Raw genomic sequence first — 26,041 nt, forward strand, 5'->3', positions numbered from 1 at the left:
CACTGGTCGGCGCGGGCCGCCACCAGCGCCCGCTCCTGCGGTATGTTTCCTTCACGCCGGCGACTGCGCCGGCGTTGTTTTTTTCAACGGAGATGCGTGTCGATGAGGTTGATTTCCCGCCTGCTGTTGTCCCTGCTGGTCCTGCTGCCGCTGGCCGCGACCGCCGCCCCCGCCAGCGCGCCGCTGGTGGAAGGCAAAGACTACGAACGCATCGCCCAGCCCGGCCCGTTCCAGCCGCTGGCCGGCAAGATCGAGGTGGTCGAGGTGTTCGGCTACACCTGCCCGCACTGCGCCCACTTCGAACCGCAGCTGGCGGCCTGGGCGGCCAAACTGCCCGCCGACGTGCGCTTCACCCCGGTCCCGGCCGCCTTTGGTGGCCCCTGGGATGCCTGGGCCCTGGCCTATTACGCCGCTGACGAAGTGGGCGTGGCCAAGCGCAGCCATGCCGCCGTGTTCAAGGCCCTGCACCAGGACGGCTCGCTGCCGATGCAGAACGTTTCGGCCGATGAGCTCGCCACCTTCTACAAGGCCTACGGCGTGACCCCGGACCGCTACCTGCAGGCGCTGCGTGGCGAGGCCGTGCAGAAGAAGGTTGATGCCGCCCGCGCATTCGCCCAGCGCACCAAGGTGCCGGGCACCCCGGCCATCATCATCAATGGCCAGTACCTGGTGCGTGGCAGCAACTTCGACGACCAGCTGCGCATCGCTTCGGCGCTGATCGCCCAGGCCCGCGCCGCCCGCGGCCGCTGAACCAACCCCTACCCTCGACACGGCGCTGTCGCCGCCGCGTGTCATCATTTCCCCTTGGCCGGTGCTGCGGTGCCGGTCCCACCTTTCCAGATGCTGGAGACGTTTCCATGAAGACCCGTTTCGCCGCCCTCGCCCTCGCAGCGCTGCTGCCGATCCTGGCGGCCTGCAAGGCCGACGACGGCACCGCCAACACCACCGCGGCCCCGGCCGAACCGGCCGCTGCGCCGGCCAGCACTGAACCGGCGGCGCCTGCCGCAGGCGCCGAAGGCGCCGCACCGGCCGCTGCCGAAGGCGACAAGGCCGCTGCCGACGACGCGCCGGCCGCCGCTCCGGCGCCGACCACCACCGCACTGACCGGCCCGGCCCCGGTCGAAGGCGCCGACTACCAGCTGATCCCGAACGGCCAGCCGTTCCAGCCGGCCGCCGGCAAGGTCGAAGTCGTCGAGATCTTCGGCTATGTCTGCCCGGCCTGTGCCGCGTTCCAGCCGCTGGTCGGCCCGTGGAAGGCCGGCCTGCCGAGCGACGTGAACTTCGTCTACGTGCCGGCCATGTTCGGCGGCACCTGGGACAACTACGCCCGTGCCTTCTACGCCGCGCAGACCCTGGGCGTGCAGGAGAAGACCCACGAAGCGCTGTATGCCGCCATCCACTCGCAGAAGACCCTGAAGGGCGAGCGCGGCACCGATTCGGTTGACGACATCGCCAAGTTCTACGGCGCCTACGGCGTGGATCCGAAGCAGTTCGCCGCCACCATGGGCAGCTTCGCGGTGAATGCCAAGACCAACTCGGCCAAGCAGTTCGCCCAGCGCAGCCAGATCAGCGGCACCCCGTCGATCATCGTCAACGGCAAGTACCTGGTGAAGGGCAAGAGCTTCCCGGACATGCTGCGCATTGCCGACCACCTGATCGCCCGCGAGCGCGGTGCCGCCCAGGCTCACTGATCCAAAGGACGTTGTTCCCGGCCGTGAATTCCCCACGTACACGGACCCTGCGCTTGCTGACGGCCAACATCCAGGCCGGCTCAAGTACCCGCCGCTACAGCGACTATGTGACCCGCAGCTGGTCACATGCGCTGCCGGCGGGGCGCAAGCGCAGCAGCCTGGACGCGATCGCCAGCCTGGCGCGCGAACATGACATCGTCGGCCTGCAGGAGGCCGACCCGGGCAGCCTGCGCTCGGGCTTCACCAACCAGACCCACTACCTGGCCCAGCGCGCCGGCTTCAACTACTGGAGCCACCAGCCGAACCGGCGCATGGGCGGGGTCGCCTCCAGCGCCAACGGCTTGCTGAGCAAGCTCGAACCGGTGGAAGTGCAGGACCACGCCCTGCCCGGCCGCATCGGCGGGCGCGGCGTACTGCTGGCCAGGTTCGGCGACGGCGCCGACGGCCTGGCGGTGGCGGTGGCGCATCTGTCACTGGGTGCGGGCTCGCGGATGTCGCAGCTGGGCTTCATCGCCGAGCTGCTGTCCGACCACCCGAACGCGGTGCTGATGGGCGATTTCAACTGCCTGGCCGAGCGGCCGGAAATGCAGGTGCTGTACCAGAAGACCCGGCTGCAGCCGCCGGGCTGCATCGTGCCGACCTTCCCCAGCTGGCGGCCGGACCGCGCCATCGACCACATCCTGGTCAGCAGCGGCCTGCAGACCCGCAGCGTGGAAGCCGTACCGGCCGCGTTCTCCGATCACCTCGCCCTGGCCATGGCGATCGACGTACCGGCCAACGCCCTCCGCTGACCGCTCCTGGTAGGTGCCAACCTTGGTTGGCACGCCGCTCTGGTGGGTGCGGACCGTTGGTCCGCACGCTCTCCGGCGCTACCCGGCCTGAACCGCCGGCACCTTCAGCCGCCGCGCGGTCATCGTGCTGCCCACCGAGGCCAGCACTGTGCAGCCGATCGCCAGCCACTGCAGCCCATGCAGGTGCTCGTGCAGCAGCAACATCGCCCACAGCGCGGCCACCGCCGGCTCCATGCTGATCAGGATGCCGAAGGTCTCCTTCGGCAGGCGCTTGAGCGCCATCATCTCCAGCGACATCGGGATCGCGCTGGAGACCAGCGCCACCAGCAGGCCGGCCGCCAGGATCTTCGGATCGAGCAGCGCGGCACCGGCATGCACCACGCCCACCGGCACCACCACCAGCGAAGCCGCCAGCAGGCCCAGCGACACCGAGTGCCCCGCGTGCAGGTGTCCGGCGCGCTTGCCGAACACGATGTACAGGCCCCAGCACGCGGCTGCACCCATCGCATACAGCACGCCGGCCGGGTCCAGCGCCGGGCCGCCACCGATCGGCAGCAGCAACAGCAGCCCCACCGCCGCACAGCCCACCCAGAGGAAATCGATCGGCCGCCGCGACGACAGAATCGCCACCGTCAACGGCCCGGTAAACTCGATGGCCACCGCAATGCCGAACGGAATCGTGCGCAGCGCCATGTAGAACAACAGGTTCATCAGGCCCAGGGTCAGCCCGTAACGCAGGATGGTGATCGCATCCGGGCGGCTGGTCTTCCAGCGCCAGGGCCGCCAGAACAGCAGCAGCAACAGCGCCGAAAAGCCCACGCGCAGCGCGCTGGTGCCCTGCGCGCCGATCAGCGGAAACAGCTGTTTGGCATAAGAGGTGCCGATGGCCAGCGAGGTGACCGAGCCGAGCACCGCCAGCGCCGGCAACATCGGCGCAAGTCGTGAGGTCTGCATGCGCAAAGTCTATTGCGCCAGGGCCGAGCACTTGGCTCAATTGACAGCCTGTTCGTGCAACTTCTGCTCACCATGGCCACCGCCCCCTGCTCGACAGTTTCGACCGCGCCATCCTCGACCTGCTGCAGCGGGACAACACCCTGCCGCAACGCGAAATCGCCGAGGTCGTGCACCTGTCCACCCCGGCCGTGCAACGGCGGATCAAGCGCCTGCAGGACAGCGGGGTGATCGCCGCCAATGTGGCCGTGGTCGCCGCGGCGAAGGTCGGGCGGCCGCTGACCATCATCGTCGAGGTGCGCGTGGTCAGCGAGCAGCGTGAACGCGTAGCGCCGTTCAAGCGCCGCGTGCAGGACGACCCGGCCGTGCAGCAGTGCTACTCGATTACCGGTGATGGCGACTTCCTGCTGCTGCTTTCAGCCGCGTCTATGGAAGAGTACGAGGCGATCACCGAACGCCTGTTCGGCGCCGATGACAACATCGAGCGCTTCCGTACGTCGGTGGCGCTGGGCACGCTGAAGCGCAGTTTCGAGGTGCCGTTGCTACCACACCCGTAGAGTCGAGCTTGCTCGACTGCTTTGGGACCGCAAGGCAACAGCCGTCGAGCATGGCTCGACTCTACAATCGAAAACCATGAGCACAACGCCCTCCCCGCCCGTCGCCTGCGCCGCTGGCTGCTGCGTGGCCTGTTCCTGGCCATTGCCATCGTTGCAGCGGTGGCGTTGTGGAACAGCCGCTGGGCTGCCGTGCCGAAGATGCTCTGGTCGCTTTCGCAGATGCCGGCCGCCATGCACCTGCCGGTCCCGGTGGACGGCATACGCCCAAGCCAGATCGCCGACACCTTCGGCGCCCCGCGCGGAGGTGATCGCTCGCACGCCGGCATCGACATCTTCGCCAGGCGCGGTACACCGGTGCGCAGTGCCACGGCCGGCGTCATCGCCGATGTGCGCGATGGAGGGCTGGGCGGCCGCCAGGTGTGGGTCATCGGTCCGGCCCGCGAGCGCTACTACTACGCGCATCTGGAGGACTGGGCCGAGGGCCTGGCGCGCGGCCAGGTAGTGCAGGCCGGTGACCTGCTCGGCCAGGTCGGCGACAGCGGCAACGCCAGGGGCACGCCGCCCCACCTGCACTGGGGCATCTACGGCGCCGACGGCGCACGCGACCCGCTGCCACTGCTGCGCTGACCCACCTGCCTGCATGAACAATTGCCCCGTTCGTTCATGATTTGTAAATAGGAATAGTTCGTATTAACATTTCTTTCGTTTCCGGTGGTGCCAGGACGGCCTGCCCGCCCTTCCCCCACCCGTAGCGCCTCGCCTCCTGGATGCCGGCCGAACGCGCGTGCTCGTCCAGGAACTCCATGACCGCTCCCACCTTCCGTACCCCGCAACCGCAGCGGCTGTCCGTTGCCGTGCTCGTTGCACTGTGTGCCCTGGCCCCGGCCGCTTTCGCCGAAACCGCCGCCGACCCGGCCACCCTCGACAAGGTGGTGGTGAAGGGCGAGCGTGCCGAAGGCTACTCGGTGCGCCGCACCTCGGCCGGTACCCGCTTCGACCTGGCGCCGCGCGAGATTCCGCAGTCGGTCAGCATCATCAGCCACCAGCGCATCGAAGATCAGAACCTGGACGACATCATCGACGTGCTGGGCAACACCACCGGCATCACCAGCACCCAGTCCGACAGCGAGCGCACCGAGTTCTATGCGCGTGGTTTCTACATCGACGCCTACCAGTTCGATGGCCTGCCCACGCAGATGGTGCAGAACTGGAGCTACGGTGACTCCGGCCTGGACCTGGCGCTGTATGACCGCGTGGAAGTGGTGCGCGGCGCCACCGGCCTGCTCAGCGGCGCCGGCAATCCGTCCGCATCGGTGAACCTGATCCGCAAGCACGCCGACAGCGCCGAGCTGGCCGGCAGCGTGTCGGTCAACGTCGGCAGCTGGGGCCGCACCCGCACCACCGTGGATGTGGGCAGCGCGCTCAATGCCAGCGGCACTGTGCGCGGCCGCGTGATCGGCAGCTACCTGGACACCGACGCGCAGATGGACCGCTACAACCAGCACAAGACGCTGGGCTATGCAGTGATCGATGCCGACCTGACCCCGGACACGCAGCTGAGCGTGGGCTACGACTACCAGCAGAAGCGCGCCAACGGCGCCACCTGGGGTGGATTCCCGATGCTGTACTCCGACGGCTCGCGCACCGGCTTCGACGAATCGTTCAACGCCAGCCCGAACTGGACCTACTGGGATACCACCAGCAAGCGCGCCTTCGCCACCCTGCAGCATGCCTTCAGCAATGGCTGGAAGTTCAAGCTCGGCGCCACCCACGATGAGACCAAGGCCGACGACAAGCTGTTCTACCCCGCCTACAACGACTGGACCAGCGGCGCGTCGTACTTCGACAAGACCACCGGCGCGGGCATCTCGCCTTCGGCCGGCTTCTACAACACCGAGCGCAAGGTCACCGGCGTGGACGGCTATGTCGACGGTCCGTTCCAGCTGTTCGGCCGCGAACATCAGTTCATGGCTGGCCTGAGCTACAACAAGCGCGACTACGCCAACTACGGCGACTACCAGATCGGCGGCGCCGGCCAGACCTGGAACCCGTTTGCCAGCTACCTGAACTGGACCGGCAACATCAGCGAGCCGAACTGGAACCCGCTCGCACTGGCCAGCGAAGGCACCATCACCCAGAAGGCTGGCTATGCCGCCGCGCGCCTGTCGCTGGCCGATCCGCTGAAGCTGATCATCGGCGCCCGCTACACCGACTGGAAGAGCGAAGGCGAAGGCGCCGACCGCGCGCACAAGGTCACCACGCCGTATGCCGGCCTGGTATTCGGCATCAACGACACCTACTCGACCTACGCCAGCTACACCGAGATCTTCCAGCCGCAGACGCTGAAGGACCGCAACGGCAGCTACCTGGATCCGGTGGACGGCAAGAGCTACGAAGTGGGCGTCAAGGGTGCCTGGTTCGACAACCGCCTGAACGCCTCGCTGGCAGTGTTCCGCATCGAACAGGACAACGTCGGCCAGTCCACCGGTGAGCCGGTCATCGGCGGTACCGGCGGCGAAACCGCCTACCGCGCCGCGCGTGGCACGGTCAGCCGTGGCTTCGAGTTCGAGCTGAACGGTGAACTGGCCCCGGGCTGGAATGCCACCTTCGGTGCGTCGCGCTACGTGGCCAAGGACATCAACGGTGCCGACATCAACACCAACCTGCCGCAGACCGCGCTGAAGCTGTTCACCAGCTACACCCCGCAGTCGCTGCAGGCACTGACCGTCGGTGGCGGTGCCAACTGGCAGAACCGCATCTACTATCCGGTGCCGGCCTACGGTCGCATCGAGCAGAGCGGCTATGCGCTGGTCAGCGCCTTCGTGCGCTACCGCATCTCGCCGGAATTCAGCGTGCAGGCCAACCTCAACAACCTGCTGGACAAGCAGTACCTGTCGCAGATCAACGGCTACGGCGCGTTCGGTGATGGCCGCAACGGCTCGCTGACCTTCACCTGGTCGTTCTGATCCAGACGCGGCGCCGGTGCAACCCGGCGCCGCGCTGTCCGTAGCGTCGAGCTTGCTCGACTGCCCTGCGCTTGTAGAGTCGAGCCATGCTCGACTGCCCTGCGCTTGTAGAGTCGAGCCATGCTCGACTGAACTGCTCTTGTAGAGTCGAGCCATGCTCGACTGAACTGCGAAAAGCAGTCGAGCGAGCTCGACTCTACCAAAGCACGGCAAGCACACCGCCCGCCCGGTCCAAGCGAAGCAAGCGCCGCGCCGGGAGGATCCCGGCGCGGCATCCCGCCATCAGAACCGCAGATCCGCGCGCAGGTACCAGTAGCGCCCACGCGGGATGTCGTAGGTCGAAGCGTCGTAGCCGTTCAACGAGCACGACAGGCAGATCGGCGGATCCTTGTCGAACACGTTGTTCAGGCCGGCACTCAGCTGCAGCCCCTTCATCCAGTCGATCTTGTAACCCACCTGCAGGTCGTGGAAGGTGGTGGCCGAGAGCGTATTGGTGCCTGCCGCCTGGTTGCTGCATACCGGGAAGGCCACCGCGTCACCGCAGTTCTCGGTCAGCTCGGAGATGTGCCGCACCGTCCAGTTGGCGCTCCATCGGTCCAGCGTCCAGGCGATGCTGGCATTGCTGGTCCATTCCGGAATCGAGCTGTCGGCCACTTCCACGCCCGGCTTCTGCGGCTGCCTCTGCCCGGCCGCGCCGGTGGCCTCGTAACGGCCGACGAAGGTGTTCTTCCAGCCCAGCTTGAACTGGCCGATCGAGCTCTGCGGCAGTGTCCAGAACAGGTCCACGTCCCAGCCATCGGTCTTGATCGAACCGAGGTTGGTCAGGCGGTTGTTGAAGCTGCTGACCGCACCGGTGCTGGCGCGGGTGATGCCATCGCAGTAGACCGGGTCGAGCGTATCCACGCACAGGTCCAGCTGGGTCTGCGCGTTGATCGCCTGGATCGCACCGTCGATGGCATGGCGGTAGAAGGTCACTTCCACGTCGAAGCGCTCCGACCAGGAGGTGTTGTTGCCGAACCACGGGCTCCACACGAAGCCGGCGCTGAAGCTGCGTGAACGTTCCGGCTCCAGGTCACGGTTGCCGCCGGTGGTCACCGAAATCTGCGAGTTGGCCTGCTGGAAGCCAGCCGGCACGCCCAGCGCAGCACAGTTGGCGGCGCTGCCGCGCGGCGGCGTGCCACCCAGGCCTACCGAGCACGGATCGAACAGCTGCAGATCGGCACGCGCGGCCGAGCCGTACAGCTCACCGATCGACGGCGCGCGGAAGCCCTCGGCGTAGGTGGTGCGCAGCACGAAGTCATCGGTCACCTGCCAGCGCAGGCCGTACTTGGGGGTGAACTCACCGCCGAAGGTGGAGTAGTCCGAATAGCGGCCGGCCAGGCTCAGGTCCAGCTTCTTGCCCAGCGCGGAGTCGGCGAAGATCGGCACGCTCAGCTCCAGGTACGCCTCGTTGACGTCATACGAACCGGAGGTCGGCTGCGACGGCACGCCGTTGTAGTGGCCGATCACGGTCAGCGGATCCGGCTGGTACCAGCCCTTGTACTTGCGGTACTCGTAGCCGCTGGCGAACGACACCGCGCCGGCTGGCAAGGTGAACAGTTCGCTGGACAGGTTGGCGGTGAACAGGCTCAGTTCGTTCTGGCTGCGGTCGCGCACCACCGGCTGGATCCACTTCAGCATGTCCGGGGTGATCGAACCGGCGCCGCCGAAGATGTTCAGCGGCACGCAGCCCGGAGTGGCCGCACACACCGCCGGGTCACCCAGGGCCATGTTGACGTTGTAGATGTTGTAGCTGCCGTAGTTGGTCTGTTCGGCCTTGTTCTTGCTGTACATGCCGTTGACGTCCCAGTACCAGTTGCGGTCGGCAGCATGGAAGTCACCGACCAGGCCGGTGGCCACGTAGGTGGTGTTCACCTCCTGCTTGAACACGCGTGCGCCGCCTTCCACCGGACGCCGGCCGATCAGGCTCATGTTGCCCGAGGACACCAGGTCGAAGCCGAACGGGTTGTACGGGTTCAGGCGCGAGACCACGATGTTGTCGGCCAGCGGGTTGCCGGTGGCGCCATCGGGGCCGAAGAACAGCGGTTCCGGGCCGGCCTGGTTGGTCGACTCGCGGCGGTTGCCCAATGCCTTGATGTACCACTGCACGTTGTCGGTGATGTCGAAGCGGAACTGGCCGAACAGGCCTTTGCGTTCCGACGGCGTCAGCACCATGTTGTATTCGGCGAAGTTGAAGCGGTCGGCGCTGGTGAAGCAGTGGTAGTCATCGCTGCGGTTGCAGCCGGCGCTGCCGTCATAGCGCGGGTTGCTCACGCCGGTGTTGGGCACGATGTCCTGCTCGGCACCGGTGTTGGGATCGACGAAGGCGAAGCGCCCCTGCGGAATGCCGCCGCTGCCGAAGGCCAGGCCGGTGCCCGGAATCGGGAAGCGCGACTGCTCGCGGTCGCGGGCGAACACCGGGTCCTGCTTGGTCCAGCTGGCACCCAGGAACAGGCTGTAGCGGTCGCCGCTGGTGCCCCAGGCCAGGTCCACGCCCTTCTGCGTGCCATCGCCCTTGCTGTACTCGCCGTAGTTCAACGTGACCTGGCCGCCATCGAACTCGCGGCGGGTGATGATGTTGACCACACCGGCGATGGCATCGGAGCCGTACAGCGACGATGCGCCGTCCTCCAGCACTTCGATGCGTTCGACGATCGCCAGCGGAATGGTGTTCAGATCGGTGGCTGCGCCCACGCCCGACGCCGAGGACTCGTTGACCCAGCGGATGCCATCGACCAGCACCAGCACGCGCTTGGCACCGAGATGACGCAGGTCGACCTGGGCCGAACCGGCACCCACGCCACTGCCATCAGGCGGGAAACCGAAGTTGCCGGACGAATTGAACTTGGCGTTGAGCGCCGAGCCGGAACCGGTGAGCTGCTGCAGCACTTCGCCAATCGAACTCAGGCCGGTGCGCTCGATGTCGCCGCGGGTCAGGGTCTGGATCGGCACCTGGCCTTCCACTTCAGCACGCTTGATGCGGGTGCCGGTGACTTCCACCGCGTCCAGATTGGTGGTGGATTGCGCAGCGGCACCCAACGGTGCCAGGGCCATCACGCACAGCGCAACGGCAACCGCCAACGGGCGGTGGTGCAGGTGATTCATTCGCTCTCTCTCCAAAGGAATGTCGGGACATGGGCTGCCGCGCTCCCCCTGCATGGCGGCAGCGTCTCCTTTGTAAACAAGCGGTAAAAATCACGGCGTGATGACGAACACCCTTTCACGTGGATTTGACGCAATTTTCTGCTGATTGCGTCAGAAACCCACCCATCAAGACCGGACGGTACTGTTCACTGGAAGCGAGCTTGATGCCGGCTGCGACAGCCCGCGCCGAGTTCTGCCGCTTTCAAAGAGAGGTAGTGGCGCTCGCACCGCAACGGCGGCCCACTGAGCGCAGGCCGCCGCCAGTCAGGCCTACTGGACGAACGCGATGCGCTGCATGTCACTCGCCTCGGCTGCGGCCAGGATCCGCGCCATGCCTTCGTACTCGGCGGCTGGATCGGTGGCGATGCGCAGCTCCGGCAGGTTGCCTGCGTGTTCGCTCACTTGTGCCTGCAGGCGCGCCTGCAGCTCGTTGAAGGCCATCGGTTGGCCATTCCAGCTGAGCTGGTTGGATGCATCCAGGCGCAGCTCGATCGGCGGCGGCGGTTCGGGGCGATCGACCACGCGATCGGTGGCCTGTGGCAACTGCACGGCAATCGGCCGGGCCACGATCGGCGCGGTCACGATGAAGATGATCAACAGCACCAGCATCACATCCACCAGAGGCGTGACATTGATCTCCGCCAGTGGGCCGCTCCTTCCTGCGCTACTGAACGCCATGTGCCGCTCCCTGCAGCCGGGCGGTTCGCCCAAGTCCGACGTTACGATGGGCGACCGTGCCCGCGGCAGCAACGCTGTAGCGTCATTCAGCTGTCGTTGCCGGCGCTGCACGTGCACGCGATGCGAAACTGAATTCAGCCAACGCCCGCTATGCTGGTCGCCATGACCCGACGCACTTCGACCGCCCTGTCCCTGCTGCCCTTGGCCACCACGCTGCTGATCGGCTGCGCCAATGCCCAGTCCCTCGACGCCCAGAACGCGCAACTGAAGACCGCCATCGCTGCTGCCGAACGTGGCCAGTTCGATCCCGGCCAGGCCGCCGCGCTCAGCCGCCATCCCGCCTATGGCTGGCTGGAGTACGCCAACCTGCGCCGCAACATCGACACCGTCGATCGCGCACAGGCGCAGGCCTTCCTCAAGCGCTACGACGGCCAGGCCGTGGCCACGACCTTCCGCAGCGTGTGGCTGCCCTCGCTCGCGCGCCGCCAGGACTGGCCCACGCTGCTGGCCAACTGGGCGCCCACCGACAACGTGGGCCTGCGCTGCGCGCAGCTCACGGCCCGCCAGGTGACCGGCAAGGTCGATCCGCAGTGGATCAGCGAAGCACAGGATCTGTGGCGCAAGAATGGCAAGTCGCTGCCGGACGGCTGCGACGCGGTGTTCGCCGTGCTGCAGGCGCAGGGGGGCTGAGTGACGCCCTGCGCTGGGAACGCATCGATGCCGCCGCCGACGCACAGCAACCGGCAGTGATGCGCAGCGCCGCGCGCGGCCTGCCTGCCGCCGAGCTGGCCCAGGCCAACAGCTACGCCGCCTTCGTCGACACGCCCAATGCCAGCGCGCTGAACTGGCCGCGCACCGAGCGCAGCCGGCGCATCGCCACCGATGGCCTGGAAAAGCTGGCCAAGGCCGACCCGGGCGCCACCGAACAGCAGCTGCCGCAGTACGCACAGGCGCTGGGCCTGAGCGCCGCGCAGCAAGGCCAGGTGCTGTACCAGATCGCACTGTGGACTGTGGCCTCCTACCTGCCCGACTCGGCGCGCCGCCTCAACGCGGTACCGGAATCGGCCTACGACGAGCGCCTGCACGAATGGCGTGTACGCGAAGCGATGTCGCGCGGCGATTGGCCGGCAGCGCTGGCCGCGATCCGCAAGATGGGCAGCAAGCAGCGCAGCGATTCGCGCTGGGCCTATTTCGAAGGCCGCATGCTGGAAAAGACCGGCCAGGCATCGCAGGCGCAGCCGCTGTTCCGCGACGCCGCCCGCGCCCCGACCTTCCACGGCTTCCTGGCCGCCGACAAGCTGCAGCAAGGCTACACCCTGTGCCCGTGGAAGCCCAACGACAGCGCCCAGGCGCAGGCCACGATCGCGCGCGACCCGGCCATCCAGCGGGCGATGGCGCTGTACCAGATCGACCGCACCGGCTGGGCCGTGGCCGAATGGAACAGCGCATTGTCGCGCTTCGATGACACCCAGCGCCGTCTTGCCGTGCGCGTGGCACAGGACAACGGCTGGTTCGACCGCGCCGTGTTCGCCCTCGGCAAGCAGCCGCAGGAACAGCGCCTGTACGACCTGCGCTTCCCGCTGCACCACGATGCCACCATCCGCCGCGAAGCCGCACGCAATGCACTGGACCCGGCCTGGGTGGCCGCCGAGATCCGCGCCGAGAGCACCTTCACCCCGCGCGCGCGCTCGCCTGCCAATGCGATGGGCCTGATGCAGGTACTACCGACCACCGGCGCCGGCGTGGCCAAGTCGATCGGCCTGACCGGTTACGGCGGCGCCGACAGCCTGTACGACCCGGACACCAACATCGCCATCGGCACGGCCTACCTGCGCCAGCTGATGAACAAGTACGACGGCCTGCCGTACGTGACCATTGCCGCCTACAACGCCGGCCCGACCCCGACCGCGCGTTGGCAGAGCCAGCGCCCGGGCTACGACCCGGACCTGTGGATCGAGACCATCAGCTACAAGGAAACGCGCGAGTACGTGGCCCGCGTGCTGGCCTTCAGCGTGATCTACGACTGGCGCCTCAACGGTGATGCCCTGCCGTTGAGCGACCGCCTGATGGGTCGGCTGGTCGACAAGCGCAAGAACTTCAGCTGCGCCGCCAACGCCGACCAGGGCGGGGATTGATCACCGATTCTCTGTAGAGCCGAGCCCACGCTCGGCCGCCGTTCGCCCCGGCCACGATGCCATACGAGGAGCCGAGCATGGGCTCGGCGCTACAGGTCGAGCGTGCGATGATCCCCCCATGAAGATCTATCTTGTCGGCGGCGCCGTGCGCGACCGCCTGCTGCAGCGTCCTGCCGGCGACCGCGACTGGGTGGTGGTCGGCGCCACGCCCGCGCAGATGGAGGCGCTGGGTTACACCGCCGTGGGCCGCGATTTCCCGGTGTTCCTGCACCCGAAGAGCGGCGAGGAATACGCACTGGCGCGCACCGAGCGCAAGTCCGGCCGCGGCTATCGCGGCTTCGTGGTCGATGCCGATCCGGCAGTGACGCTGGAAGAGGACCTGCAGCGCCGCGACTTCACCATCAACGCGATTGCCTGCGACGAGGACACCGGCACGCTGGTCGATCCTTATGGCGGCGTGCGCGATCTTGAGCAGCGCGTGCTGCGTCATGTCGGCCCGGCCTTCGTCGAAGACCCGCTGCGTGTGCTGCGCGCGGCGCGCTTCATGGCGCGCTTTGCACCGCTGGGCTTCACCGTCGCACCGGAGACGATGGCGCTGATGCGCGAGGTCGCCGCCAGTGGCGAGCTGGATGCACTGGTGCCGGAACGGGTGTGGCAGGAACTGCGCAAGGCCCTGGTCAGCGCACAGCCCTCGGCGTTCCTGCGCACGCTGCACGACGCGCATGCGCTGGGCCCGATCCTGCCCGAGCTGGAAGCGCTGTACGGCGTACCGCAGCGTGCCGAGTTCCACCCGGAAGTCGACACCGGCATCCACCAGGAAATGGTCAGCGACATGGCCGCGAAACTGGCGCCGGGCGATGACCTGGTCGGCTTTGCCGCACTCACCCACGATCTCGGCAAGGGTCTGACACCGCCGGAAGAATGGCCGCGCCACGTCATGCATGAGCAACGCGGCATCGAGCCGCTGAAGGCACTGTGTGCACGACTGAAGGTGCCGACCGAGCACCAGCAGCTGGCCGAAGCGGTCTGCCGCGAGCACCTGAACGTGCATCGTATCGACGAACTGCGCGATGCCACGGTGCTGGACCTATTGGGTCGCTGTGATGCGCTGCGCCGCCCGGAACGCGTAGCCCGCATCGCGCTGTGCTGCGAGGCCGACAAACGCGGCCGGCTGGGCTTTGAGGACAGCGACTACCCGCAGGGCGAAACGCTCAAGCGCCTGCATCAGGCTGCAATGTCGGTACAGGCGCGGGACCTGGATACGACGCACCTGAAAGGCCCAGCGATTGGTGAAGCGCTGGCCAAGGCACGGGTAAAGGCGATTGCGGCGGCTCGGTAGGGATGAGCGGTTTGCTGGGGAGGATGGTGCGAGGAGCTGCTGGTCAGTACCTGAAATAGGTATCGCCCAGCGCGGGATGGTCGCCCGGCTGACGCTTCTGCTTGGTGATACGCCTCAGATTGATGCGCTTTGCGTTGGGCCAACCCAGCGTTTCGAATATCGCATCGGCCATCTTTGCGAACCGCGTGAAATGGCGGCCAATTCTGTATCCAAAGTAGAAGCAAACCAGAACGCATACCAAGTAAGCATCCGCAATCATCTCCAGGGGTGCCAGTCCGTCTCCCGTGAGAGCGTTGATCAGGGAAAACACGATGTAGATCATGTACAAGGGTACAGATAGAGCCAGCGAGTACCTGGCCACCGCGATCCAGTGGGCCCAGCTACCTGAACTGACATACGGATAAGAGACGATGAGTCTCTTCTGCTCATCAAGCACAGACAAGGCAATGAAGTTCCCCGCCTTGTCGCGACGCCCGACCACTCGCACGGAGTCGCCCTCTTTGAAGGGCCAGTTCCAGAACAGCCCCTTCACCAGCATTTCGCCAAACCGGAATTCAACTCTGGTGGCGGGTTCTTTCGTTTCCTCATTGGACATCATCGCCATGCCGGCGGCGGACCCGCTGAGGCCCAGCGCGGCGGCAACGGCGCCCGTGGCCGCCATCTTCTCGCGATCCCCGTCGCGCCAGAAGACGTTCTGCACCACATGTCTGACCCGTAGGTTGGAAATGACACCGGCATCTGTTTCGAACAGCACTTTGCCAGGTGTCCGCAATCGACTTTGAGTACTCACTACAATCTCCGCAAGGCACAGGCCTCCCAAGGGCGATAGACATCAGCCGCCTTCAGCACGCATAACCCCGCAACACTAATAGAAGCATGCGTCACCAAGTGCAACGCGATCATCCTAATTTCTCTGACCAAGGAGAACTGACTTTAATTTCCCAACAAACTCACATCACTCAGTACCTGAAATAGGTATCACCCAATGCGACATGATCACCTTTTTGACGCGCCGCCCTCGTTATCTTCCGCAAGTCAATTGCCGCCGCTCGATTCCAACCAAGCGCAGAGAATATCGAATCCGCCATCTTCGCAAAGCGAGTGAATCTGCGCCCAATCCGGCAACCAACCACGAGAGAAAAGCCACCCCTGCAAAATATGCGTACACAAGAATCTCAACCGACAATGATGTGACCACATACAAAATACCCAAGAAGACTGCCCAGTATGGAACGGCGAACATAAGAGAATATTTCACTACAGAAATCCAGTGCGCCCAACTTCCCGCACTTACATGCGGATAGGAAACGATTAATCTCTTACTCTCATCAAGCACTGACAGCGCGAAGAATTTCCCTTCGCCATTCCGCGTTCCGACGACCCTGACGAAATCTCCATCACTGAAAGGCCAGTTCCAAAGCAGCCCTTCAACAGGTACCTCGCCGAGTAAAAACTCAACCCTCGCAACCGGCTCTTCCATTTCTTCTGAAGACATCACTGCCATACCGGCAGCGACTCCGCTATGACCCAGAGCGGCGGACAAGGCACCAGTCGCAGCCATTCCCACGCGATCTCCCTCTCGCCAGAAAATATTCTCCATGACGTACTGAACCCTCTGGCCGGAAATAGTTCCGATCTCTGTTTCAAGCAACCCGTCCTCGTCAACCCTCACTTGAGCACCCCACCTATTGAGACCGCATCGAAACCGAACCAATAGCCCTGTCAAATGCCAATTGCTGTTCCTTTGCAGTCGCATAGACCTCGTCAGGCGAGCGGCGCCCTCTCAACCTGTCACCAACCCTCTTACCGAAGACGTTGGTCATACACCACTTCTCCAGGTCATTCGCGCCAACAGCCCATATCAAAACTTCGACGAGCAGAAGACCCAAAGCCACCTCCCGACCACTCAATCGCAAGATCCACACGCCGACACGCTTCACTGCTTGCGATGCGACTATATGTCCGCCTTCCCTTCCTGCGGCAACTTCAAGTCCAGCATGCAGCCCTCTCAGGCCTAAAGTAAGTGCACGCCTCCCGGCCACAACTAATTCTCGTTCAGTACCTGAAGTACGTGTCACCCAACGCAGGGTGGTCACCCGCGCTCTTCTTCAAGTTTGTGATACGCCTCAGATTCAGATATTTCCCATTGACCCAGCCAAGAGAATTGAATATTGCGTCAGCCATCCTTGCATAACGCGTGAAGCGAGAACCAATCCTAATCCCAATAATGCAAGACACAAAAACGCAACCAGCGAATGTGTATATCAACCACTCCAGAAACAACCAATCCAACGGCGTTTCGTCAATCGACCCTATTCCCACCGCAATAGTAAATACCGCAGCACTTGGCAACGAGAACATCAGCGTATATTTCAAGACACCGATCCAGTGCGCCCCGCTCCCAGAGCTGACATGGGGGTATGAAACAATCAACCTCTTATTCTCATCCAAAACTGACAGGGCAAAGAATTTCTCGCCGGCGACCCTCTTTCCAACGATCTTCACTCGATCCCCTTCACTGAAGGGCCAGTTCCAAAGCAACCCTTCCACTTGAGTTTCGCCAAGTCGGAACTCGACTCTGGTAACGGGCTCAGCCATCTCCTCAGCTGACATCATCGCCATCCCGGCTGCGGGTCCGCTCAGCCCCAGCGCGGCTGCAATGGCACCAGTAGCCGCGATGCGTGATCGATCACCTTCACGCCAGAATACAGTTTCTACAACGTGCTTGACTTGAAGATCGGAGATGATACCGGTTTCGATATCAAGCGCCCCCTTCTCGGATGACACGTCAGCGTCAATTTTCATCGGACCCTCAACGTAACCGAGCCAATTGCCTGGTCAAACGCCAGCTTCTGTTCTCGCGTTGTGGAATAGGTCATTGCACCGAGGGTACGTTCACCCTTTCCACGCTCTGCATTCTTTCCGAATGCGTTGTTCATACACCACTTTTCCAAGTCGTTCGGACTGATGGCCCATATCGAGACTTCAATGACAAGCAGAGCTAATGCAACTTGCCACCCACCCAATCGCAGAATCCATACACCAAGTCGTTTCATTGCCTTCGATGCAACTACACTCCCCCTCCGTAGCCGCCGCCGCTTCAAGCCCTGCCCTCACCCCTCTGAGACCCAAGGTCAATGAGTTGCGCCCCAGACTGCGCTCGATGACCGGAGATGAGTAGGCGAGTGCGGTCAGGAACTGCGCTCCGCCAGTAACCCAAGTAACAAACGCTTTAATATTCAAAAGCACACTGACAGCGAGCTCTTGCTGCTTGCGAGCCTCCTTAGCGTCCAAGTTGCTGTAGTAAGCCCCAATAAAGCTGCCGACTCCCGCCATCACGCTCCCGGCAACCTTCATCCGTATGGCACTGGCGCTGCCTTCGCCAAAAACTCCTTCGCCACAGCCTCATGCACACCGGCATACACAGCCACAAGCGACATTCCAGAGGCCAATAACGTCGCGTAGTCTCGCGTCTGCTTGTCCACCTTCGTGGCCAGATGGATGAAGTTCACCATCTCCAGCACGCCGGTCAGCGAGTTCAGGCGCACCACGTTGCGGCTGCTTTCTGCCGCAGCCTGCCAACGCGTGCGCATCGCCAGCGCACCGTGATGCAGCTCCAGGTCCCGAAGTGCGAACTGCATCGGCAGCGCGCTGCCCTTGGCGCGATAGAACTGAATACGCTCCAGGAAGTAACGCTTGCCCTGCTGGCCGCTGCTCAGTTCTTCGGCCACCAGGCTGACGGCCTCATCGCGCTCCATCAACGCCCGCGTCAGAAGCACGAACCGGACCATGGCATTGCCGGCGGTGTCCTGGATGCCCTTCATCGGGAATCGATTCAGCAGGAACGCGCCGGTGGTGGTGACAAATCGATCAATGCCGCTGTTGCGAAGGATGCGGGCACTGGCGGTGGATGGCACTGCCTCCTTCTGCGCAGCCTCAATCTTGCGATAGTTGGAGATGAAGGTCTTCAGATGCGCCGTCCCGGACACAAAGGCCGCCCAGCTCGCACCTGCAGCGGACAGCACGGTGTTGGCCCCAGCCTCAGCCGCCTTGAGCGTCTGCTGCAGCTCCAGCCTGGCAGCGTCCTGATTCTGCGCAATGACTCGCCACAGCAAGGACGATCTTCCGGTCACAGCCAGATCGCCAGCCAGTTCAGTCAACAGCGTTCGGCCGATCTCGTGCATGCCAAGCACCGCGATGGCGTCGGTGATGATCTCCTCGAACCACACTCCCTGCGCCGCAGATTGACCATCAAAGTCCTCCAGCGTTGCGAGCAGAAGATCATGGCGGAGCCACGCAACCAGCACCGACATCTTCGGTCCCAGCCGGTCGAGTACCTGTTGCGTCATCGCGTCCATGTTCCCCTTGAACGCGGTGAAACGGGGCTCGTCAATCAGTGGCCAGTACTTGCTATTCCACGCGTCCTGGGCGTCCTTCAGATAGAGCGGCAGGAACTGGCGCTCATACTCCCGCGCGAGTTCCCGCTTCTCCTCCTCGGAAAGCTTTACCTTGGGATCCCATGAGGGAAGCGAGGGATTGTCGAGGCGGCGCTGACGCTCCACTTCGCGCACCGTCTGTGCCGCGTAGTTCCCTGCCATTACCGCACCATTGAGCTCCAGCAAGCGCGAGATCTGTTCGATCTGGTCAACAGCGCTGACTTCCAGCTCGCGCTCGCTCTTGAACTGGTTGATGCAGGCAACCAGGTCGTTGCAATAGCCGCTGAGCTCGTGCACGACGCCAACCGCATCCCACAGCCCCAGCAGCATGGGCGGGTACTCCTGCCGATCACTGCCAATGCGCCCGTTGCTGCTGTGTTGCTGCAGGCGTTCAAAACGCTGTTGACGCGGGTCGACACCTTCGCTGCGAGGATAGTCCCGCCGTGACCAGGGGTAACGCGTTCCATGCGCGTGCAGCCGCGCCTTGCGAAGCGCTCCGTCCGGATTGGAGGCACCCGGGAGCGCACTGCTGTACGGAAGGTCTGGCGGATCACCTGAGCGGTTGTCCAGCCATCGATATTCCATGATCGAGGCCAGCCCGGCGGCATCCTTCAATGGCGCTTGATCGCCTTCTGCTCTCGCCGATGTGATCCATGTGGCTGGTTCGATCGGCTGCATCCGCTCAGCGCGCAGGTCCGGATCAGCCCCATATCGATCCAGCGTCGCTGGCGTCCAGGGATGTTGGGAGTAGGCGAGCCAGACCGTTCCGCACAGCTGCGGGCGCTGGATGGTGATGAACTCCGTGCGCATCGGATCGTGGCCACTGCGGCCACAGCTGGGCAGGCCACCGCCTGCGATCGCGCGCGCACTGTAGGCGGTGGGTTGTCGCCACAGGGTGCCGTTCTCGGCGATGGCGTAGCATTCCCAGTACTCCGGACCGTAGGGGCCCTGCTCGTAGTGCAGGTACAGCAGACCCTGGCGCAACGTTCGGAGCGCGTAGGTGTATTCCGCCTCACTGACATCAACATCGCTGGCGTGTGCGGGCGACAGGCCACCAAGGCCGACGTTGCAGCTGGCAGGTACCACCGTGTAGCGCACCGGTAGGATGGCCAGTCCAGTGGAGCGACAGATGTCGCAAACCAAGCGGTTCGGAGATTCCGATGGCACCGCGGTTACAGCAGGAAGGTCGGATATTGTTTGGCCGGCCTCGCTGCGGATTCCCCTATTGCTGGTACCCGCATAGGAACCACTCGCGTTGTTTCCATCTTCGTCGTGCGGCGTCATGTGGATTCCCCTCCCTTGATTGCAGATGCGTCTGCCGACGCCGCCGCGCGGATGCGCTGCCACTCCGCGTCTTCAAACCGCAATACGAGTTCGCCGTACCGCTCACCCTTCGCGACTTGCGCCAGCAGCGCCTGGACCGTGGGATGCCTGTGGAAATGAGGCCCGATAGAAAGCCCATGCGTGGCGAACAGATCCAGATCAGCACCGCTGGACACACCACAACGGCGCCCCTCTCCGACACTGCGCTGCACCTGCGCGAACGTGGCGCGATCCGGCGGCGTTCCGGCTTGCAGCGCGCCGATCCACGCCTGGTTCAATGCACCAATGGATTCCAGCTCGGGCCAGGACACGGCAGGGTCACCGGGCAGTGCAGGCGCCACGGCGTTGCTGATGGCCCACTCCCCCATCTATCCAGGAACATCCACGTGGTGACACCTTCAAACCGATACGCCCGTTGCGAGCGCGATGAGCACCGCAGGAACAGATCCGTCACCATCGGGTCGTAGAAGCGCAACCACCGCTTCCGGCCCTGCGCATGCGGGCAGTGCGCGACCGCACGCTCGGCCAGCTGCCTGGCCAGCTGTGGTGTCAGCAACGGCGTCCATACCCATGCACACGCACGTTGTGGGCGCGCGGCCAGCAGCGACGATGCCGAGCGCTGTGCCATCGCCATTTCCACCGCCTGGCCAGACAACAGGGAATGCGTACCTTTTCCCAGGTCGAGGGGGATCAGGGACGGCCACAGGGCCTTCGGTATCTGTCGAATGGCGACGGGGACCGGCGTTATCCCAACCGATTCCAGCAACGCGTCGAAGGCCTCATCGCTCTCGCATCGATCTTCCGCCGGCTGCATCAGCAGGTGGCATTGCCCCGCACTGCTGCGGTCGATGGCAACCAGCTGTTCGCACAATGCTTCAACCGACATCGGCGCAGGCCTCCTGCCGGCGCACGGCGGCATTCAAGTGCGGCTCACAGCCCTTGAAGCGCCCTTCAGGCACCTTCGCCTCCCCCGCCACACTCGCCGGCCCCACCCAATCCCGCTGGCTGGCCTTGAACTCCACCTTCCCCGGCGCGCCCAGCTCGATGTTGTCGCCCTCGATGCGGATGTAGGCACCGGCCGCCGTCGCCAGCAGATGCTTGCTCGGTGCCGACAGCTGCACATCCGCCTCAGTGCTGGCGATACGCACCTGGGTCTTGGCCGCCACGATCATCTGGTGCTTGTGCGCACGCGCACTCACCTTGCCCTGCGCGGCGTGCAGCGCGATGCCGCGCTCCTGGTTCGGGCTTTCGCCGCTGGGCTGCACGCCGGCGGTGTACAGCACCAACCCGCCGGCCACCGCCATCGTCAGTGAGCCCTGTGTCATCCAGTTCAGCGCCACGCCGCTGGCCAGCGTGGTGTGGGTGCCGCTTACCCAGACCTGGTCGGCCGGGGTCAGGCTCAGCACGCCGGCCACGCCGCTGCCCAGCAGTACCGGCGCGCTCCAGCCCGGCGCTTCGCCGTCGCCTCCGGCGATGCTGCCGGCGGCGCTGCCGCTGTGGGTGGCGCGCAGCGTCTCCTGCAACTCGGTCAGCGTGGCATCCACCGGCAGTTCGGTCGGGTCGTTGGGCAGCTGTGCCTGCTGGTTGATCGCCGATTCGGCCAGCTGCTGCAGCAGCTGCTGGCTTTCCTGCAGCTGGCTCAATGCCTGCGGCGCGGCCATCTGCGGCGTGCCCTGTTCGGTGGTCAGCAGCAGGCCGCGACCGGCGCGCAGCGCGCCCTGGGCCTGGGTGGACAGCTCCACGCCAAAGCCGCGCTCGCCCTCGCGTACGTTGTCCTGGCCACCCTTCAGATGGCCCAGGGTCAGCGTGGTCTGGTGCTGGGTGGTGGACAGCTGCGCGCGGCCCTGCCCCGGGGTGTCGTCGAAACGCAGCTGCTGGTAGCCACCGGTACCGCCCTGGCTGTCGGCCAGCGCCTGGCTCTTGAAGCCGGTGTACACCGCGGCGTGGTCATTGCCCTCGAACCAGGCGGCGGCGTTGCCAGTGGCGCTGGCGCCGCCGCCGTTGATCTGGTTGTGTTGTGCATCCTGCTGGCCGCGCCCGTTGTAGACCGCACCGACCACCACCGGGCGGTCGATGTCGCCTTCCAGGAACGCCACCAGCACTTCCTGCCCGCGCCGCGGCAGCACCACGCCGCCCCAGTTGTCGCCGGCCCAAGGGGTCATCACCCGCACCCAGGTCCAGGCGCCGCCGTTGGCCGGGGCGTTGTCGTCGCCACCGGGATGGGCCAGGCCGCTGCTGGCGTTGCCGCCGCGCTGCCACGGGAACTGCACCTTGATGCGGTGGTCGCGGTCGGACAGCAGCGGCTCGCCGTCGCTGACCACGATCGCGCTGAGCGTACCGGTGATGGTCGGGCGCGGATGCAGGTGCGCGCCGTGGCCGTCTTCGGTCTGCGGCCGGTAGCTGACCTCGGCCGGAATGGCGACGAAGCGGTTGTCGTAGAACGCGGTGGACACCTCGCCCGGAGCATCGCCGTAGGCCAGACCGGACAGCGCGCCCGGCAATGCCGGCGCGGCCACGCTGGACGGGCCCAGCGCCTGCTCCAGCGCATCAAACACGTCGGCATCGAGGTTGTTGCGCGCCTGGTGATGCACCGACAGGCACAGGAACTGTGCGTCTTCACCCACCTGCGGATGCTGCGACAGGCCGAAGCGCGCGCCCGGGGCCAGTGCCCGCCACTGGCCGGCACCGTCGATGGTATGCGCGCGCACGCGCAATGCGTCCAGGTGCTGCTGCGCGCGGCGCTGGCCGCGTGCATTGTCCTGCCAGCCGTAGGGCCCGCAGGTATCGCGGTCGACGATGCCCAGGTCGTTGTTCTGCGCGGCCTCGGCGCTGGCCTGGCGGCGCTCCAGGGTGCGGTAGTCCCAGGTGGCGCGCTCGACCTTGCCCGGTCGCCAGCGGTGCGCGGTGGACCACTGCTGCACGCTGTCGCTGCGCTCGCTTTCGTCGCGGCGATGGAAGCGCACGCTACCCAATTCGGCGGTGTCGTGGCTGTGGTCGGCCAGCACCAGCGTGTGCGCGCCGAAGTCCGTGCCGCCGGGCTCGCCGGCATGCTCGAACCAGTAATAGATGCCCTCTTCGGCCAGCAGGCGCTGGACGAAGGCCAGGTCGCTCTCCTGATATTGGGTGGTCAGGCTGCGCCGTGCGTACTGGCTGGCGTCACCCAGCGACCAGCGCCAGACCGGCGTCAGACCGCTGTAATCGGCGAACAGGTCTTCGACGATCTCGACCACGGTCTTGTCGTGGAAGACGTAGCTGTCCACCCGCTGCGACAGGAACGCCAGCCACGGCTGCAGGCGCAGCCGGTAGCGGGCCAGGCCGCCGTTGCTGCCCAGCCGCTCGGCGGCGGTGATGCGGCCATGCAGCGGGCGCACGCTGCCATCGGCCTGTTGCAGCTGCAGCAGCGCGCCCTGCCCGATCAGCGGCGCCAGCTGCAGCCCGGCGTCCAGCGACAGGGCGGTGATCGTCCACTGGAAGCCGAGGCCGTCGATCTGCTCGACGCCATCGAGGGTTTCGGCGACCAGCACGTCGGGGCCACACGGTGTATGCAGTCTCAGGAAGCGATGCGCGTCCCGAGGCGGCGCCAACGCCGAGCGCAGGGCAATCCATTGCGAAGAAGGTACGGAGCCATCCATGGGGCAACGCGCACAGGGCCGAGGGGCTGTGATCGTGTTGCGGGAACAGGGGCCGATGAAGAGGCAAAGACGACACGGCAGACAGGGCCACCGTGAAACGCAGGCGCTGCCTACGTGTTGTGTGCGCTAGGAAAAATACGAAACGCGCGCAAGGCATCGAACAGAACGGCGGTATCCGCCAGCAGGCCCGTCTGAAAACGGCAGCGGGCCGCGGTAGTGCCGGCCGCTGGCCGGCAACCACCTCACTGGATCAATGCGCCATGCCGCGCGTAATCGCCGCCGCGCGCTGCTTCAGCTGGGTCACCGCGTCGGGGATCATTTCCATGCCCACATCCAGGCCCGGGTTCAGCACCAGGCCGACGCCGTCGCCGATACCGGCCAGCAGCGCATGCACCGCGATCGGCATCGCGTGGGCGAACTGCGGCAGCTGCTCGTGCCACAGGCCGGCGCGCTCGGGGGCGGTGAACACCGCGAACATCGGCTCGCCGCTCTCGCTGGTCAGCACCAGCGGCGAGATGCTCTCGTCCCACGCACCGTCCTCACCGATGGCCTTGTCCAGCAGCACGAACGCCGTCGAGGTCAGCAGGCCATCGAGGAACTGCGATGCGGTCAACGTGCCGTCCTGGGCCTGCAGCAGGCTTACCTCGAGGTCGTTGAGGGGTTCGAACGGGGTGTCGTGGTCCATGGTCGGTTCCGGTACGTGATTGCAGGGCAGACTTTAACAGGCCCGGTCCTCAACCGATGAATCCGTGCCGCCACATCCACCCGGCCGCCGCCAGCGCGGCCACCCCCACCAGCATCAGCGGCAGGCCGAAACGATGCCGCCACGGGATCGGCACCCCGCCCAGCTGCTGGTCCATGCTGTCGGTATCCAGTACCCAGCCGTGTTCGCAGCGGGTGCAGGCCAGCTCGTAACGGTGCTGGTAGGTGAAGCCGAACAGCAGGTCGATGCGCGCCATCCTGTAGCGCAGCTGCGGGGCGAAGTCGGTTTCGGTCTGGCAGTGCAGGCAGTGGTGCGCTTCGGTGGGGCCCACCACCATCACCCGCTCCTGCTGGCCGATCAGCAGCATCATGTGCGGCCCTGGCAGGCAGGCTGGGCCAGCAGCCACTGTTGCGCCGCCGCCAGCGTGGCCGCATCCCCTTCGGTGTGCTGGTCCGGTTCGATCTTCAGGCCGTCGCCGCGGCCGTCACGATCCTGCATCACGCTGGTGGTCAGCACCAGGCGGCTGCCGTCGGCCAGGGTGTGCACGACGTTGCCGGTCGAGACGCCTGCCGTCGGCTGGCCGAAGCTGCGCGCCTGCGCGCGGCCACGCCACGCCAGCGCCGAGGCCTCGCCCGAACTGCCGGTGCGCGGCCCGAACAGCACCGCCACCGGCGCGCCGGGCTGCCGCAGCACATGGCCGGACTGGCCGAAATCCAGCAAGGGTTTGCCTGCCAGCTGTACGGCAGTGGCCGTCAACGTCCAGCGCTCCGGCCCGTGCGCGGTTTCGAACCTCCCCACATCCTCGTTGTTCAGCACCGAGGTGCGCAGCAGCGGTGCCATGCCCAGCAGCATCGGCCACATGGTGCCGCCGCCGTTGTCACGCAGGTCGACGATCCAGCCACAGCGCGCGCCGTCGTCCTTGCTGCGGATCACCTGCTGCCACCGTGCGGCGCGCTGGATGTCCTGGCGGAATTTTTCCTGTGGCGTCGCGCCGGGGGTGGCGGCATAGCCCTCGATGACCACCCAGCCGATACGCGCATCCACCGCATCGGCGACCTTGGCCCTGTCCACCGCGGCAGCGCCGGCCTGCTGCGCGCGCGCCAGGGAGTCGCGCTGGCGCTGAGTCGTCGTCCATAGACCATGGCGACCGGTGCTGACCGCGATGGCTTCGCGCAGCAACGCCAGCCGTTGCGTGGGGTCGCCCTGCACCGATTGCAGACGTGCACGCGTGGCGGGCCAATCCACCCGGTCGCGATACAAGGCCTGCCGTTCAAGCAGGTTGAGGATCTGCACCTGTGCCTCTGCCGAGGGCAGCTCGACTTCCTTCGGCGTATCGGCCGTGGCATTGGCCGCCAACAGCGCGATCATCAGAGCGCCGATGCGACGCACTCCCTTGCGAACCTGCATGCGACGTTTCCTTGTCGTTGACTCAGGCCGCAGCATAGCTCGCGGGCGATGCGCTTTGCCATGCGCCAGCTGTCGTATCTGGCTCCGCCGCAGGCCGAGGGAAGACGGCCTCGATGCGATCAGCACTTTGCAACTTTGCCCATGTCTTCGCTGCGTGGAACGCGGGAAGGTGGCCTCCGTCGGCGCCCCTTGTGCCGGCCGGGATTGGCGTCCTGAATGAAGTTACCTGAAGGCGGGCTTGCGACCATG

20 protein-coding genes and 1 pseudogene are annotated in these 26,041 nt (G+C 65.4%); 8 read left to right on the forward strand and 13 right to left on the reverse strand.

Annotated elements, in window-relative coordinates:
• The first annotated feature begins 102 nt into the window (after positions 1–102).
• The 3 genes from N4G47_RS16335 to N4G47_RS16345 all read left to right on the forward strand — a co-directional run bounded on the left by N4G47_RS16335 (position 103) and on the right by N4G47_RS16345 (position 2,482).
• Positions 103–750, forward strand: a complete 648-nt coding sequence (locus N4G47_RS16335; protein ID WP_057497386.1) for a thiol:disulfide interchange protein DsbA/DsbL — start codon at positions 103–105, stop codon at positions 748–750.
• Positions 751–857: 107 nt separating this feature from the next.
• Positions 858–1,691, forward strand: coding sequence for a thiol:disulfide interchange protein DsbA/DsbL (locus N4G47_RS16340; RefSeq protein ID WP_475288765.1), 834 nt, complete (start codon positions 858–860; stop codon positions 1,689–1,691).
• A 53-nt stretch (positions 1,692–1,744) separates the two neighbouring features.
• Positions 1,745–2,482, forward strand: coding sequence for an endonuclease/exonuclease/phosphatase family protein (locus tag N4G47_RS16345; protein ID WP_181358691.1), 738 nt, complete (start codon positions 1,745–1,747; stop codon positions 2,480–2,482).
• A 78-nt stretch (positions 2,483–2,560) separates the two neighbouring features.
• Here the strand turns inward: N4G47_RS16345 and N4G47_RS16350 are convergent, their stop codons facing one another.
• Positions 2,561–3,436 carry an EamA family transporter gene (locus tag N4G47_RS16350; protein ID WP_475288769.1) on the reverse strand — a complete coding sequence of 292 codons (876 nt, stop codon included), beginning with the start codon at positions 3,434–3,436 and terminating at the stop codon, positions 2,561–2,563.
• 86 nt (positions 3,437–3,522) lie between these two features.
• Here N4G47_RS16350 and N4G47_RS16355 point away from each other — a divergent pair, with 86 nt between their 5' ends.
• From N4G47_RS16355 to fhuE, 3 genes are all read left to right on the forward strand, one after another.
• Positions 3,523–3,990 (forward strand): Lrp/AsnC family transcriptional regulator, encoded by a 468-nt coding sequence (locus N4G47_RS16355; protein WP_475289961.1) that lies wholly within the window; start codon positions 3,523–3,525, stop codon positions 3,988–3,990.
• 66 nt (positions 3,991–4,056) lie between these two features.
• Positions 4,057–4,617, forward strand: coding sequence for a M23 family metallopeptidase (locus N4G47_RS16360; protein ID WP_475289962.1), 561 nt, complete (start codon positions 4,057–4,059; stop codon positions 4,615–4,617).
• Between the two features lie 176 nt (positions 4,618–4,793).
• On the forward strand, positions 4,794–6,956 hold the full coding sequence (gene fhuE, locus N4G47_RS16365; RefSeq protein WP_475288773.1) for a ferric-rhodotorulic acid/ferric-coprogen receptor FhuE: 2,163 nt from the start codon (positions 4,794–4,796) through the stop codon (positions 6,954–6,956).
• A gap of 282 nt (positions 6,957–7,238) precedes the next feature.
• Here the strand turns inward: fhuE and N4G47_RS16370 are convergent, their stop codons facing one another.
• Positions 7,239–10,049: a TonB-dependent receptor gene (locus N4G47_RS16370; protein WP_475289963.1), complete on the reverse strand. Its 2,811-nt coding sequence runs from the start codon at positions 10,047–10,049 to the stop codon at positions 7,239–7,241.
• Between the two features lie 360 nt (positions 10,050–10,409).
• Positions 10,410–10,817, reverse strand: a complete 408-nt coding sequence (locus tag N4G47_RS16375; protein WP_475288776.1) for an ExbD/TolR family protein — start codon at positions 10,815–10,817, stop codon at positions 10,410–10,412.
• A 150-nt stretch (positions 10,818–10,967) separates the two neighbouring features.
• Between N4G47_RS16375 and N4G47_RS16380 the strand changes: the two are divergent.
• Positions 10,968–12,952, forward strand: a pseudogene (locus N4G47_RS16380) (transglycosylase SLT domain-containing protein).
• A 118-nt stretch (positions 12,953–13,070) separates the two neighbouring features.
• Positions 13,071–14,291, forward strand: coding sequence for a multifunctional CCA addition/repair protein (locus N4G47_RS16385; protein WP_475288778.1), 1,221 nt, complete (start codon positions 13,071–13,073; stop codon positions 14,289–14,291).
• 43 nt (positions 14,292–14,334) lie between these two features.
• Here the strand turns inward: N4G47_RS16385 and N4G47_RS16390 are convergent, their stop codons facing one another.
• The 10 genes from N4G47_RS16390 to N4G47_RS16435 all read right to left on the reverse strand — a co-directional run bounded on the left by N4G47_RS16390 (position 14,335) and on the right by N4G47_RS16435 (position 25,792).
• A complete protein-coding gene (locus tag N4G47_RS16390; RefSeq protein ID WP_475288780.1) occupies positions 14,335–15,081 on the reverse strand; it encodes a putative type VI secretion system effector in 747 nt (248 codons plus the stop codon).
• A gap of 231 nt (positions 15,082–15,312) precedes the next feature.
• Positions 15,313–15,963, reverse strand: coding sequence for a putative type VI secretion system effector (locus N4G47_RS16395; protein ID WP_475288783.1), 651 nt, complete (start codon positions 15,961–15,963; stop codon positions 15,313–15,315).
• A 383-nt stretch (positions 15,964–16,346) separates the two neighbouring features.
• Positions 16,347–17,096, reverse strand: coding sequence for a putative type VI secretion system effector (locus tag N4G47_RS16400; protein WP_475288786.1), 750 nt, complete (start codon positions 17,094–17,096; stop codon positions 16,347–16,349).
• Between the two features lie 548 nt (positions 17,097–17,644).
• On the reverse strand, positions 17,645–20,011 hold the full coding sequence (locus N4G47_RS16405; RefSeq protein WP_475288791.1) for a T6SS effector BTH_I2691 family protein: 2,367 nt from the start codon (positions 20,009–20,011) through the stop codon (positions 17,645–17,647).
• A complete protein-coding gene (locus N4G47_RS16410; RefSeq protein ID WP_475288795.1) occupies positions 20,008–20,361 on the reverse strand; it encodes a hypothetical protein in 354 nt (117 codons plus the stop codon). Before N4G47_RS16410 ends, N4G47_RS16405 begins: the two co-directional genes overlap by 4 nt.
• Complete coding sequence (locus N4G47_RS16415; protein WP_475288799.1) at positions 20,325–20,936, reverse strand: DUF4123 domain-containing protein; 612 nt, start codon at positions 20,934–20,936, stop codon at positions 20,325–20,327. The genes N4G47_RS16410 and N4G47_RS16415 overlap by 37 nt, the downstream gene beginning before the upstream one ends.
• Positions 20,926–23,682 carry a type VI secretion system Vgr family protein gene (locus tag N4G47_RS16420; protein ID WP_475288803.1) on the reverse strand — a complete coding sequence of 919 codons (2,757 nt, stop codon included), beginning with the start codon at positions 23,680–23,682 and terminating at the stop codon, positions 20,926–20,928. Before N4G47_RS16420 ends, N4G47_RS16415 begins: the two co-directional genes overlap by 11 nt.
• Positions 23,683–23,932: 250 nt before the next feature.
• The gene (locus N4G47_RS16425; protein WP_107232016.1) at positions 23,933–24,367 is read right to left on the reverse strand and encodes an SseB family protein; all 435 of its coding nucleotides are present in this window, start codon (positions 24,365–24,367) and stop codon (positions 23,933–23,935) included.
• Positions 24,368–24,416: 49 nt separating this feature from the next.
• Positions 24,417–24,752 carry a hypothetical protein gene (locus N4G47_RS16430; RefSeq protein ID WP_475289964.1) on the reverse strand — a complete coding sequence of 112 codons (336 nt, stop codon included), beginning with the start codon at positions 24,750–24,752 and terminating at the stop codon, positions 24,417–24,419.
• A complete protein-coding gene (locus tag N4G47_RS16435; protein WP_475288807.1) occupies positions 24,752–25,792 on the reverse strand; it encodes a S41 family peptidase in 1,041 nt (346 codons plus the stop codon). Before N4G47_RS16435 ends, N4G47_RS16430 begins: the two co-directional genes overlap by 1 nt.
• Between the last annotated feature and the right edge of the window lie 249 nt (positions 25,793–26,041).

The organism is Stenotrophomonas sp. GSD10 (assembly GCF_056172695.1).